The sequence below is a fragment of the Streptomyces sp. NPDC050564 genome (genome assembly GCF_044457265.1).
Classification (GTDB): domain Bacteria; phylum Actinomycetota; class Actinomycetes; order Streptomycetales; family Streptomycetaceae; genus Streptomyces.
In genome coordinates this window covers 215,389-228,010 of record NZ_JBITGS010000004.1, presented here as the reverse complement: position 1 = coordinate 228,010, position 12,622 = coordinate 215,389, and the positions used below count along the sequence as shown (strand labels likewise).

Genomic DNA, 12,622 nt, shown 5'->3' with positions numbered 1-12,622 from the left:
GTTGCCGTTCTGGGCTGCTCTGTGCCCATCGACCGTACATCTACGATCTAAGGAGATGAAAATATGACTCATTGCGAATCTAGCCGCAGACACCAGCAAAGGGGAAGAAAACAGGCTAAATGGGGCATAGGTTGTGATGAAACATTGAGGGTCCGTCGTGCATGTCTGCACCGTGTCCGCGCCCTCACGTACAGTGCCGATGACGACTGACTGCCCCGTAACTCTTTCGAGTGACCATCGTTGAGAGTGCGAGGCGGTTGAAGGAACAAGCGCTCGGGCAGGCGGCAGTATCCGTCGGCGAGTGTCGACCGCACAGGTGACGATTCGTACCAGCCTGGAGGCTCAAGGTGACGCGCATCAGCTGCGGAGGGCGGCCATGACATCCGTCCTCGTCTGCGACGACTCCCCGCTTGCCCGAGAGGCGCTCCGCCGCGCGGTCGCGACCGTGCCCGGCGTCGAGCGTGTGACGACGGCGGCCAACGGCGAGGAAGTCCTCCGCCGCTGGGGTGCCGACCGTTCGGACCTGATTCTGATGGACGTACGCATGCCCGGACTGGGCGGCGTGGAGACGGTCAGGCGGCTGCTGTCCGCCGACCCCGGTGCGCGCATCATCATGCTCACCGTCGCCGAGGACCTGGACGGCGTGGCGCTCGCCGTCGCGGCCGGTGCCCGCGGCTATCTGCACAAGGACGCCTCCCGCGCGGAGCTGCGGGCGACCGTGACGCAGGCGCTCGCCGACCCCACCTGGCGGCTCGCCCCGCGCAGACTGCGCTCGGCCGAGATGGGCGCAGCGCCCACGCTCACCGCGCGTGAGATCCAGGTCCTGGAGGGCATGAGCCACGGCCGCTCGAACGCGGAGATCGGCCGTGAGCTGTTCCTCTCCGAGGACACCGTCAAGACGCACGCCCGGCGGCTGTTCAAGAAGCTCGGCGCCTCGGACCGAGCGCATGCTGTCGCGCTCGGATTCCGGTGGGGCCTGGTTCGCTAGGTGAGCCGCATTGAGGGTATGACTGAAGTAGCCCCTGCCCGCCATCCGGCGGGTGGGGCCGGGCCCTCAGAGAGAGCCTCTTCGGTGCCCGATCCCCGTTTCCCGGCGGATGACGCATCCTTGAGGTGTGGAGTTCCTCGGGGACGAGTCGGGCGAGCGGAAGGGGAGGGCGCAGGAGATGAGTTCCGGCGCACCTGCTCATAACGCTTCGGTGCACAACTATGGACGCGGTGCCACGGATCGGACGACGCCAAGGCACCATGGACCGATGCGTGACGACGAGACGACGGTGATCGGTGCGCTCGTCCATCGCGCGGTCGACGGCGACGAGCAGGCCACACACGACCTGCTCGCCCATGTACACCCCCTCGCGCTGCGCTACTGCCGCACCCGTCTGTCCCGACTTCCGGGTGACGCGCGGCACTTCGTGGAGGACCTGGCGCAGGAGGTCTGCGTCGCGGTGCTCCTCGCGCTGCCGCGCTACAAGGACACCGGACGCCCCTTCGAAGCGTTCGTCTTCGCCATCGCCGCCCACAAGGTCGCCGACCTGCAGCGCGCCGCGATGCGTCACCCCGGCTCGACGGCCGTCCCCTCGGACGAGATGCCCGAGCGGCCGGACGACTCGTTGGGTCCCGAGGAGCGCGCCCTGCTCAGCAGCGACGCCGAGTGGGCCAAGAAACTCCTGGCCAACCTCCCCGAGAACCAACGCGAGCTGCTCCTGCTGCGCATCGCGGTGGGCCTCACGGCCGAGGAGACCGGGCAGATGTTGGGAATGTCACCCGGGGCGGTCCGGGTGGCGCAGCACCGGGCGCTGAGCCGGCTGCGGGCGCTGGCGGAGCAGTAGCGGACCGCGCCGGGGCGGCGACCCTCTTTCCGCCGGGACGGCGGGTTTTTCCCGCCGCGACGGCGAGAAGCGAGACGGCGCGGTCGGGCGGTGCCAAGCCGGGCTCAGCCGGACCGGCTGGTTCCCTCCGTCGCGACGGAGGGGAGCCGACCGACGAAGACCACCCCTCGCCGAGCGGCCCCAGCGGGGGCCGGGCGGCCCCGGGGGGCACGGGTCTGAACGGGGATGACACCGACTCCGTACGAACATACGAAGCCGAAGCCCACCCTCAACCGTGGAATGAGAGAGCCATGCTTCCCGTTAGCATGGACATCCGCACCGATCAAGGCCATTTGGGGAAGGTGTCATGACTGCCAACGTCGACGGAGTGCCCGCCAAATTCGCGACACTCGGGCTGACCTACGACGACGTGCTGCTGCTGCCGGGCGCGTCGGACATGGCGCCCGACCAGATCGACACCGCCTCGTACATCTCGAAGAACGTACGGGTCAACATCCCGCTGCTGTCCGCCGCCATGGACAAGGTCACCGAGTCGCGCATGGCGATCGCGATGGCCCGCCAGGGCGGCGTCGGCGTACTGCACCGCAACCTGTCCATCGAGGGCCAGGCCAACCAGGTCGACCTGGTGAAGCGCTCCGAGTCCGGCATGGTCACCGACCCGATCACGGTGCACCCGGACGCGACGCTCGCCGAGGCCGACGCGATCTGCGCCAAGTTCCGCATCTCCGGCGTGCCGGTGACCGACGGCGGCGGCAAGCTGCTCGGCATCGTCACCAACCGTGACATGGCCTTCGAGACCGACCGCTCGCGCCAGGTGCGCGAGGTCATGACGCCGATGCCCTTGGTCACCGGCAAGGTCGGCATCTCGGGCAGCGACGCGATGGAGCTGCTGCGCCGCCACAAGATCGAGAAGCTTCCGCTGGTCGACGACGCCGGTGTCCTCAAGGGCCTCATCACGGTCAAGGACTTCGTGAAGGCCGAGAAGTACCCGAACGCCGCCAAGGACGGCGAGGGCCGTCTCCTCGTCGGCGCGGCCGTCGGTGTGGCCGGTGACGCCTTCGAGCGCGCCCAGGCCCTGATCGAGGCGGGCGTCGACTTCATCGTCGTCGACACCGCGCACGGCCACTCCCGCCTGGTCGGCGACATGGTCGCCAAGATCAAGTCGAACTCCTCCGGTGTCGACGTCATCGGCGGCAACATCGCCACCCGTGACGGAGCCCAGGCGCTCATCGACGCGGGCGTCGACGGCATCAAGGTCGGCGTCGGCCCCGGCTCCATCTGTACGACCCGAGTGGTCGCCGGCATCGGCGTACCGCAGGTGACGGCCATCTACGAAGCGTCGCTCGCCGCCAAGGAGGCCGGTGTCCCGGTCATCGGCGACGGTGGCCTGCAGTACTCCGGTGACATCGCGAAGGCCCTGGTCGCGGGCGCCGACACGGTGATGCTCGGCTCGCTGCTCGCGGGCTGCGAGGAGTCTCCGGGCGAGCTGCTGTTCATCAACGGCAAGCAGTTCAAGTCGTACCGCGGCATGGGCTCCCTGGGCGCCATGCAGTCCCGTGGCGAGCAGCGCTCCTTCTCCAAGGACCGCTACTTCCAGGAGGGCGTCGCCTCCGACGAGAAGCTCGTGCCCGAGGGCATCGAGGGCCAGGTGCCCTACCGCGGCCCGCTCTCCGCGGTCGTCCACCAGCTGGTCGGCGGTCTGCGCCAGTCGATGTTCTATGTCGGCGGCCGCACTGTTCCGGAGCTGCAGGAGCGCGGCCGGTTCGTCCGGATCACCTCGGCGGGTCTCAAGGAGAGCCATCCGCACGACATCCAGATGACGGTCGAGGCGCCGAACTACAGCCGTAACAAGTAGTCGTACGGTGCCGTAAACGGCATCCACGCGCGCGTGCAGGGCGGTCCCGGGGGTTCCGGGGCCGCCCTTGGCGTAGGCGTCGGGGATACTGGGAGGCGCAGAAGCGAAGAGGGAAAGGCCACACACGTGACTGAGATCGAGATCGGGCGCGGCAAGCGCGGCCGCCGGGCGTACGCCTTCGACGACATCGCCGTCGTCCCGAGCCGCCGTACGCGAGACCCGAAGGAGGTCTCGATCGCCTGGCAGATCGACGCCTACCGCTTCGAGCTGCCTTTCCTGGCCGCCCCGATGGACTCGGTCGTCTCCCCGGCCACCGCGATCCGCATCGGCGAGCTGGGCGGCCTGGGCGTTCTGAACCTCGAAGGCCTGTGGACGAGGTACGAGGACCCGCAGCCCCTGCTCGACGAGATCGCCGAGCTGGACGCGGACACCGCGACCCGCCGCCTCCAGGAGATCTACGCGGCTCCCATCAAGGAGGAGCTGATCGGGCAGCGCATCAAGGAGGTGCGCGACTCGGGCGTCGTCACCGCCGCGGCCCTGTCCCCGCAGCGCACGGCGCAGTTCTCCAAGGCCGTCGTGGACGCGGGCGTGGACATCTTCGTCATCCGCGGTACGACGGTGTCGGCCGAGCACGTCTCCGGCGCCGCCGAGCCGCTGAACCTGAAGCAGTTCATCTACGAGCTGGACGTCCCGGTGATCGTCGGCGGCTGCGCCACGTACACCGCCGCCCTGCACCTGATGCGCACCGGGGCGGCCGGTGTCCTCGTCGGCTTCGGCGGCGGCGCCGCGCACACCACGCGCAACGTACTGGGCATCCAGGTCCCGATGGCCACCGCCGTCGCGGACGTCGCCGCGGCCCGCCGCGACTACATGGACGAGTCCGGCGGCAGGTATGTGCACGTGATCGCCGACGGCGGTGTCGGCTGGTCCGGCGACCTCCCCAAGGCGATCGCCTGCGGCGCCGACTCCGTGATGATGGGCTCCCCGCTGGCCCGTGCCACCGACGGGCCCGGCAAGGGTCACCACTGGGGCATGGAGGCGGTCAACGAGGAGCTGCCGCGCGGCAAGAAGGTCGACCTCGGCACCGTCGGCACCATCGAGGAGGTCCTCACCGGCCCCTCGCACACCCCCGACGGCTCCATGAACTTCTTCGGCGCTCTCCGCCGCGCCATGGCCACCACCGGCTACAGCGAGCTCAAGGAGTTCCAGCGTGTCGAGGTGACGGTCGCGGACTCGCAGCACAAGCGCTGACCCCGCGTCCCGTATACGGCGAAAGGGCCCGTCCACCGAGTGGTGGACGGGCCCTTTCGCGTACCGCTTTGCGGCTACTGACCGGCCTTTCGCGTGCTCTGGAACGCCACGTACGCGGCGATCGCGAAGAAGACGAAGGTCAGCGGGTCGGCCTCGGCCTTCCAGGCCTCCTGGACCACGTCGAAGTGGTCGAAGAACACCTCGCTGAAGCCGAGGCCGATTTCCTTGGCACCGATCATGGCCTCGCCGACCAGCTGGCCGAGGTAGACCGAGCCCACCGACAGGATCACGCTGACGATCGGCAGGATCTGGTTGCGGCCGCCGAAACGGCCTGCGGCGAGGCCGATCAGGAAGCCGACGCCGACGGCGGCCCAGCCGATCTCGTGCTTGGTGAGGCCGATGATGCCGCCGTAGACGCCAGCCGCGACCACGGCGGCAACGATGGCGGCGACAAGGCCGAGCCCGAGGTTGTCGCGCACCGGAGCGGCCGGGGCGACCGGGGCCACGGGGAAGCCCGGCTGGGGCGCGCCCTGCGGGGCCCCCTGCTGCGGGAAGCCGGCGTTGGCGGCGCCCGGCTGCGGGGCGGGCGGCTGGCCGGGCTGGCCGGCGTACGGGTTGTCGACCGGCGGACCGGACGGCGGCGGAGTCGACTGACTCATGTGGTTCCCCCCAGGGACGTCGGCGCACGTGTGTGCGCCAGGGATGCAAGCGGATGCACGCGCACAGCCGAGGCGCCCGGGACGCGGGCGCACTTGTGTGCGAGAGCTGCCGCACATTAGCAGGCCGGAGTGACAACCTGTGAGGAGATTTCGGGGAGGTCAGAGGCGGTGCGCCGCCCCGGTCGGGGTAGCCCCCCGCGTGTCGAGCAGCAGCTGGGCCTTCACGGACAGTCCTTGCAGGTCGTAGGTGCGGTGCTGCTGGAGCAGGATCGTGAGGTCGGCGTCGGCCGCAGCCTCGTAGAGGGAGTCCGCGCGCGGGACGGGGTGACCGAGGACGCGCCAGGCCGGGACGTGCGGGTCGTGGTAGCTGACGGACGCGCCGAGTTCCATCAGGCGCAGCGCGATCTCGTGGGCGGGGGAGCCCTGCTGGTCGGCGAGGTCGGGCTTGTAGGTGACGCCGAGGAGGAGCACGCGCGCGGCGCGGGCCGACTTCCCGTGCTCGTTGAGGAGCGTGGCAGCGCGCTGAATGACGTACTGGGGCATGTGGTTGTTGACCTGCTGGGCCAGTTCGACCATCCGCAGAGTGCGCCCCGAGTGGCCGGTCAGGTCCTGGGGGATGCCGTGGCCGCCGACGCCGGGCCCCGGCCGGAACGCCTGGAAGCCGAACGGCTTGGTCTCGGCGCAGCGGATGACGTCCCACAGGTCGACGCCCAGGTCGTGGCAGAGCACGGCCATCTCGTTGACGAGCGCGATGTTGACGTGCCGGTAGTTGGTCTCCAGGAGCTGGACCGTTTCCGCTTCGCGTGGTCCACGCGCGCGTACCACCTTGTCGGTGAGGCGGCCGTAGAAGGCGGCGGCCGACTCGGTGCACGCGGGGGTCAGACCGCCGATGACCTTGGGAGTGTTGGAGGGACCGAAGTCGCGGTTGCCCGGATCGACCCGGCTCGGTGAGTACGCGAGGTGGAAGTCGCGCCCCGCGCGCAGCCCGGAGCCCTCTTCGAGGAGCGGGCGGAGGAATTCCTCCGTGGTGCCGGGGTGCACGGGCGATTCCAGGATCACCGTGGTGTGCGGGCGCAGCCGCGCTGCCAGAGTGTGGGCGGCGGCCTCCACCTGGCTCAGATCGAGGCCGCCGTCAGCGCCCCTGGGGGTCGGCGCGCAGATGACCGCGGTGCGTACACGGCCGAGTTCGGCCGGGTTGGTGGTCGGCCGGAAGCCCCCCGAGAGCATCCGGCGCAGTTCTGCGGGGGTGAGGGAGCCGCCTTCCGGCCCCGTTTTGTAGCCGAGCGTGGGGATGCCGGCGGCGACGGCGGCCTGGGCCAGGGGCAGGCCGAGATGACCGAGTCCGATGACGGCGAGATCTGCGGGCATGGCGTGGGCCGTCCTTCCCAGTAACCGAAGCGGGACAGGTGCGCAAGCCCTGTGGACAGGATGGGCGAGCGCAATGTCAGACTAGGAGTAAATATGACCGATTTGCTGGATTGTTCGACCTTGATTCCTTGCGAGTCGCCGAAGTTGTCCACAGGCTGAGGGCGGACGGTGGCCGAAGGCGGGCAAGACGGTCAGACTTTGAGGAGGGGGATGCGAGCCGGGCCCAGCCGGACAGGTGCGGCCGGCGCGACAGACAGCGGGAGGCAGCGGTGAGGACAGCGACACTGGGGCCGGCGGAACGCGCCGAGTCACTGGCGGGAATGGCCGAGCGCGAGCTGGATGTGCTGGTCGTCGGCGCGGGCGTGGTCGGTGCGGGTACGGCACTCGACGCCGTGACACGCGGCCTGTCCACGGGCCTGGTCGAGGCGCGTGACTGGGCATCGGGCACGTCGAGCAGGTCCAGCAAACTGATCCACGGCGGCCTGCGCTATCTGGAGATGCTCGACTTCGCGCTGGTGCGTGAGGCCCTGAAGGAGCGTGGGCTGCTTCTCGGACGGCTCGCGCCGCACCTCGTCAAGCCCGTTCCGTTCCTCTACCCGCTCCAGCACAAGGGCTGGGAGCGGCTGTACGCGGGCACGGGCGTCGCCCTCTACGACGCCATGTCGATATCGAGCGGCCACGGACGCGGACTGCCCACACACCGTCATCTGACCCGCGGTCACGCCCTGCGCGTCGCTCCCGCCTTGAAGAAGGACGCGCTGATCGGCGCCCTGCAGTACTACGACGCGCAAATGGACGACGCCCGCTATGTGGCCACTTTGGTGCGTACGGCGGCCGCGTACGGCGCGAAGGTGGCCAACCGCGCGCGGGTGACCGGCTTCCTGCGCGAGGGCGAACGCGTTGTCGGGGCCAAGGTGCAGGACGTCGAGGGCGGGGGGGAGTACGAGATCCGCGCCAAGCAGATCGTCAACGCCACGGGTGTGTGGACCGACGACACCCAGGCGATGGTGGGGGAGCGGGGGCAGTTCCACGTACGGGCGTCCAAGGGCATACACCTGGTCGTGCCGAAGGACCGGATCAACTCCTCCACGGGCCTGATCCTGCGCACCGAGAAGTCCGTGCTGTTCGTGATCCCGTGGGGGCGCCACTGGATCATCGGCACCACCGACACCGACTGGGACCTCGACAAGGCCCACCCGGCGGCGTCCAGCGCGGACATCGACTATCTGCTCGAGCATGTGAACTCGGTGCTCTCGGTGCCGCTCACCCGCGACGACGTACAAGGCGTGTACGCGGGGCTGCGCCCGCTGCTGGCCGGAGAGTCCGAGGCCACCAGCAAGCTGTCGCGCGAGCACACCGTGGCCCATCCGGTGCCGGGTCTCGTGGTCGTGGCGGGCGGCAAGTACACGACGTACCGCGTGATGGCCAAGGACGCGGTGGACGAGGCGGTGCACGGCCTCGACCAGCGGGTCGCCGAGTGCGTCACCGAGGACATTCCGCTGATCGGCGCCGAGGGGTACCGGGCGATGTGGAACGCGCGAGCGCGGATCGCGCAGCGCACCGGGCTCCATGTGGTCCGCGTGGAGCACCTGTTGAACCGGTACGGATCGCTCGCCGAGGAGGTTCTCGACCTCATCGCCGACAACCCGACCCTGGGCGAGCCCCTGCCGGCCGCCGAGGACTACCTCAGGGCCGAGATCGTCTACGCCGCCTCGCACGAGGGTGCCCGGCACTTGGACGACGTGCTGACCCGGCGCACCCGCATCTCGATCGAGACCTTCGACCGCGGCACGCGCAGCGCCCGCGAGGCCGCCGAGCTCATGGCGCCGGTCCTCGGCTGGGACAAGGACCAGATCGAGCGCGAGGTCGAGCACTACGAGAAGCGGGTCGAGGCCGAGCGGGAGTCCCAGCGTCAGCCGGACGACCTGACGGCGGACGCGGCGCGGCTGGGAGCCCCCGACATCGTGCCGCTGTAGCCGGCTCTGCCCACCCGGATGTCACTCGAACGGGTGTCGTGAGCTGGGATCTTTGCTCGAAACCCGTCCGTTCTACGAGGTGCGGGGGCAGAACTCGGCAGCGAGCAGCGCGGGTTCGAGGTCCGGATCCGCCATCGTGTCCGTGTTCACCCGGAAGGTGAGGACACGACGACCGTCGACGGTGGCCGCGGTGCGCACGTAGCTGCCGGAGATACGGCCGTTGTGCCCCCACACCGTGGTGCCGCACGGCAGCTTCACGGGAAACAGGCCCATGCCGTACGAGCCGTGTGCGGCACGGGTGTCGAGCATCTCGCGCAGCCGGCGCGAGGGCAGCAGATCGCCGCCGAGCAGGGCCGCGTAGAAGCGGTCCAGGTCGGCGAGCGTGCTGATGAGCTCACCCGCCGCGCCGGCCACGCGCGGGTCGAGTTCGGTGACGTCGGATCCCTCGGCGGCGTAAGCGCGGCCGTGCGGCGAGGGCAGCGAGGTGCGGGCTCCGGGGAACGAGGTGCCGGTCAGACGGAGCGGAGTGATGATGCGGCGCTCGGCCTCGACGGCGTACGAGTGGCCGGTGACCTGCTCGACGACCATGCCGAGCAGCACGTAGTTGGTGTTCGAGTAGGCGAAGCGGCCGCGGTCGGCCGGGGGGTGGGTGAGCGCGATGCGTACGGCCTGAAGCGGGGTGACGGGGACGGTGCCCTTGGTGTCCGCGGTGAAGTCGTACAGGCCGCTGGTGTGGGTGAGCAGGGCATGCAGGGTCAGGCGGCGTCCGTCGTTGCCCGCGCCGCGCACCAGGCCGGGGAGGTGATCGTCCACGGAGTCGGACAGGGAGAGCCGGTGTTCGGTGGCGAGTTGCAGGACGACCGTCGCGATGAACGTTTTGGTGATGCTGCCCGCGCGAAAGTGGTCGGAGCGGGATATCCCGGCACCGGCACCGGCGAAGCGCGAGCCCGTCTCCTCGCGGGCCAGCAGGGCGGCGGCCGGGGCCTTGCCCCGGGTGACGAGAAGGGCGAGGGCGGCGTCCGAGGCCGGCGTTGCGGGGCCTTGGGAGGCGGCCGGGGTCAGGCCCAGCAAACCCGTCTGAGCCAAGCCGAGCAGCGCCAGGGAGAGGGGAATGGACAGAAGTGTCCGAGGTTTCCGGGGCGCAGGCATCGGCGGTCCTTCCTTGTCGCGGCCCATCATGCGGGATGGTGCTGTGCGAACACAGGGGCAGTCCCTGTCCGACGGGCGGCTCGTGGGCCGGCTGGTTGTCGCCTCTGGGGCCCCCTGGGCGCTGAGCGCTTGTCGGGTGAGGGACAATGAAGGCTCTGTCAGGGCGGGTTGCATGAGGGGACGCATGTCGGAGGCGGAGCGGGCGGGAGCATCCCGTCAGGACAAGAGCGAACGTCTCCTCGCCGGGCGCTACCGGTTGGGGGATGTTCTCGGCCGCGGCGGCATGGGCACCGTGTGGCGGGCCCAGGACGAGACCCTGGGCCGTACGGTCGCGGTCAAGGAGCTGCGGTTCCCGTCGAGCATCGACGAGGACGAGAAGCGGCGGCTGATCACGCGCACCCTGCGTGAGGCCAAGGCGATCGCGCGGATTCGCAACAACGCCGCGGTGACGGTCTTCGACGTGGTCGACGAGGACAACAGGCCGTGGATCGTGATGGAGCTCGTCGAGGGCAAGTCGCTCGCCGAGGTCATTCGCGAGGACGGCCTGCTCACGCCGAAGCGCGCGGCCGAGGTGGGGCTGGCGATTCTCGACGTGCTGCGTTCGGCGCATCGCGAGGGCATCCTGCACCGCGACGTGAAGCCGTCGAACGTGCTGATCTCCGACGACGGCCGGGTCGTGCTGACCGACTTCGGTATCGCGCAGGTCGAGGGCGACCCGTCCATCACCTCGACCGGCATGCTGGTCGGCGCGCCCTCGTACATCTCGCCGGAGCGGGCGCGTGGCCACAAGCCCGGCCCGGCGGCCGACCTGTGGTCACTGGGCGGTCTGTTGTACGCGTCGGTGGAGGGCGTACCTCCGTACGACAAGGGTTCCGCGATCGCGACGCTCACCGCGGTGATGACCGAGCCGGTGGAGCAGCCGAAGAACGCGGGACCGCTGGAGAACGTGATTTACGGGCTGCTCGCCAAGGACCCCGAGCAGCGGCTCGACGACGCGGGCGCGCGGGCGATGCTCAACGAGGTGCTGCGCGCGCCCGAGCCCAAGGAGACGGTGCCGGAGCCGGCGGACGCCACGAAGGTCGTGGCCCTGCCGCCGGTGCCGGACGAGGTTCCGGGCAGGGGGAGTTCCGGTGGTTCCGGGGCCAAGCGGGGCGAAGAGGCGGCGGATCGGCTGCGCGGGGCGCTGCGTTCTGTTCGAAAGGCTGCCTCGGCGGCCGGGGCCGCAACGGCGGCGGCCACCGCGGCGGCGACGGCGCGCGCGAAGGCCGCCGGATCGGAGGCCTCCGGGCCGGGGGGCGGTGAGGGTGCGGGTTCCGCGGATGCGGGCGCTGCCAGGACGGCGTCGTCGGTGTCTCCCTCGGCGCCTTCCACGCCGTCGTCCTCCGTGCCGCCGCATTCGTTGCGGAAGGCTTCAGGGGCCGGTGCGGCTTCCTCCGCAAACGCGGGGGTTCGTGACGGTGCGTCGGCGAACTCCAGTTCGGCGGGTGTTACGGGCTCTGCGGGTGCCGCAAGTGCCGCGGGGTCGGCAGGTCGCGCCTCGGGATCGGGGTGGCCGGTGGCTCCGGAGCGGCCGCCGCGGCCGGTGCCTCGGGCGCCGCTCACGGATGTGGTGCCGCGGCGGACGTTGGTGATCATCGCGGTGGTGGTGGCGCTGGCCGTGCTCGGCACAGTGCTGGCGCTCACGCTCGGCGGCGGGGACGACGGCGGATCGAAGGACAACAAGAGCGGCGACACCAAGGCGGCCGCGTCCAGCGGAGCAACCACCGGAAGCGGCGGCAAGGGCAGCAGCGACGACGCCCACACGGACAGTGGTGACAAGACGGGCGCCACCTCGGGTCCCGGCCCGGAGAAGACCGCGAACGCCACGGCGAGCGCGCGTGCCGGTGCGAGCGCGTCGAGCGGTGCGGACAGCGGCGGCAAGGAGTCGGACTCCACCGCCGTGTCCACGTACAAGGGCGGTCAGGGGTTCTCGATCGGGCTGCCGAAGGGGTGGAAGTACCAGTCCACGGACTCCGGGGGAGCCCGGTTCACCGGCCCCGACGGGCAGAAGCTCCTGATCGGCTGGACCACCACGCCCAAGGACGACCCGGTGGCGGACTGGAAGAACCAGGAGCGGTACATGACGCGCTCGCAGTACGCGCGGGTGCGCATAGAGAAGGTGGACTACCGCAACTGGAACACGGCCGACTGGGAATTCACCTACACGGACGGTGGCACCAAGTACCGGTCGATCGACCGCGGATTCGTCGTCAACTCGCATCAGGGATACGCGCTGATGTACACGGCGAAAGCGTCCAACTGGGACAGCGAGCTGCGCAAGGACACGTGGAGGACGCTGACCAAGACGTTCCAGCCGAAGTCGTGACGTACCGCTCGCCGATGTGACGTTCCGCCACGGATGGGGGCCCTGAGATCTCGCATCCCCACTTTGCGGGTTGCCTCCGGCACGTATCGTGAGTTGTTGCGGACCGTACGAAGCCATAACGGAACGCAAGGCGAACGGAATTGACCAACCGGTCGGCTGGGGGAGGC

Annotated in this window: 9 protein-coding genes; 6 read left to right on the top strand and 3 right to left on the bottom strand. The window is 70.0% G+C overall.

Annotated features, from left to right (window positions below):
- Positions 1-376: 376 nt before the first annotated feature.
- The 4 genes from ACIBK0_RS08670 to ACIBK0_RS08655 all read left to right on the top strand — a co-directional run bounded on the left by ACIBK0_RS08670 (position 377) and on the right by ACIBK0_RS08655 (position 4,938).
- Positions 377-988 carry a response regulator transcription factor gene (locus ACIBK0_RS08670; RefSeq protein ID WP_003948568.1) on the top strand — a complete coding sequence of 204 codons (612 nt, stop codon included), beginning with the start codon at positions 377-379 and terminating at the stop codon, positions 986-988.
- Positions 989-1,256: 268 nt separating this feature from the next.
- Positions 1,257-1,832: a sigma-70 family RNA polymerase sigma factor gene (locus ACIBK0_RS08665; protein WP_060901477.1), complete on the top strand. Its 576-nt coding sequence runs from the start codon at positions 1,257-1,259 to the stop codon at positions 1,830-1,832.
- A 346-nt stretch (positions 1,833-2,178) separates the two neighbouring features.
- Positions 2,179-3,687 carry an IMP dehydrogenase gene (guaB, locus tag ACIBK0_RS08660; RefSeq protein WP_399077086.1) on the top strand — a complete coding sequence of 503 codons (1,509 nt, stop codon included), beginning with the start codon at positions 2,179-2,181 and terminating at the stop codon, positions 3,685-3,687.
- Between the two features lie 126 nt (positions 3,688-3,813).
- The gene (locus ACIBK0_RS08655) at positions 3,814-4,938 is read left to right on the top strand and encodes a GuaB3 family IMP dehydrogenase-related protein (protein WP_399077084.1); all 1,125 of its coding nucleotides are present in this window, start codon (positions 3,814-3,816) and stop codon (positions 4,936-4,938) included.
- A gap of 74 nt (positions 4,939-5,012) precedes the next feature.
- On the opposite strand, the gene ACIBK0_RS08650 is transcribed toward ACIBK0_RS08655, so the two are convergent.
- Together ACIBK0_RS08650 and ACIBK0_RS08645 are read right to left on the bottom strand one after the other, a co-directional pair.
- Positions 5,013-5,597, bottom strand: a complete 585-nt coding sequence (locus ACIBK0_RS08650) for a hypothetical protein (RefSeq protein WP_399077082.1) — start codon at positions 5,595-5,597, stop codon at positions 5,013-5,015.
- A 159-nt stretch (positions 5,598-5,756) separates the two neighbouring features.
- Positions 5,757-6,965 carry a nucleotide sugar dehydrogenase gene (locus tag ACIBK0_RS08645; protein ID WP_399077080.1) on the bottom strand — a complete coding sequence of 403 codons (1,209 nt, stop codon included), beginning with the start codon at positions 6,963-6,965 and terminating at the stop codon, positions 5,757-5,759.
- 269 nt (positions 6,966-7,234) lie between these two features.
- Between ACIBK0_RS08645 and ACIBK0_RS08640 the strand changes: the two genes are divergently transcribed.
- Positions 7,235-8,941, top strand: a complete 1,707-nt coding sequence (locus tag ACIBK0_RS08640; protein ID WP_399077078.1) for a glycerol-3-phosphate dehydrogenase/oxidase — start codon at positions 7,235-7,237, stop codon at positions 8,939-8,941.
- 72 nt (positions 8,942-9,013) lie between these two features.
- Here ACIBK0_RS08640 and ACIBK0_RS08635 read toward each other — a convergent pair whose 3' ends face one another.
- Positions 9,014-10,090 (bottom strand): serine hydrolase domain-containing protein, encoded by a 1,077-nt coding sequence (locus ACIBK0_RS08635; protein ID WP_399077076.1) that lies wholly within the window; start codon positions 10,088-10,090, stop codon positions 9,014-9,016.
- A gap of 184 nt (positions 10,091-10,274) precedes the next feature.
- Between ACIBK0_RS08635 and ACIBK0_RS08630 the strand changes: the two genes are divergently transcribed.
- Positions 10,275-12,455 carry a serine/threonine-protein kinase gene (locus ACIBK0_RS08630; protein ID WP_399077074.1) on the top strand — a complete coding sequence of 727 codons (2,181 nt, stop codon included), beginning with the start codon at positions 10,275-10,277 and terminating at the stop codon, positions 12,453-12,455.
- The last annotated feature ends 167 nt before the right edge of the window (positions 12,456-12,622 follow it).

Bases quoted from the DNA above. Each gene is read 5' to 3' on its own strand.
- ACIBK0_RS08670 (WP_003948568.1), top strand. From the start codon at position 377: ATGACATCCGTCCTCGTCTGCGACGACTCCCCGCTTGCCCGAGAGGCG.
- ACIBK0_RS08665 (WP_060901477.1), top strand. From the start codon at position 1,257: ATGCGTGACGACGAGACGACGGTGATCGGTGCGCTCGTCCATCGCGCG.
- guaB (WP_399077086.1), top strand. From the start codon at position 2,179: ATGACTGCCAACGTCGACGGAGTGCCCGCCAAATTCGCGACACTCGGG.
- ACIBK0_RS08650 (WP_399077082.1), bottom strand. From the start codon at position 5,597: ATGAGTCAGTCGACTCCGCCGCCGTCCGGTCCGCCGGTCGACAACCCG.
- ACIBK0_RS08645 (WP_399077080.1), bottom strand. From the start codon at position 6,965: ATGCCCGCAGATCTCGCCGTCATCGGACTCGGTCATCTCGGCCTGCCC.
- ACIBK0_RS08635 (WP_399077076.1), bottom strand. From the start codon at position 10,090: ATGCCTGCGCCCCGGAAACCTCGGACACTTCTGTCCATTCCCCTCTCC.
- ACIBK0_RS08630 (WP_399077074.1), top strand. From the start codon at position 10,275: ATGTCGGAGGCGGAGCGGGCGGGAGCATCCCGTCAGGACAAGAGCGAA.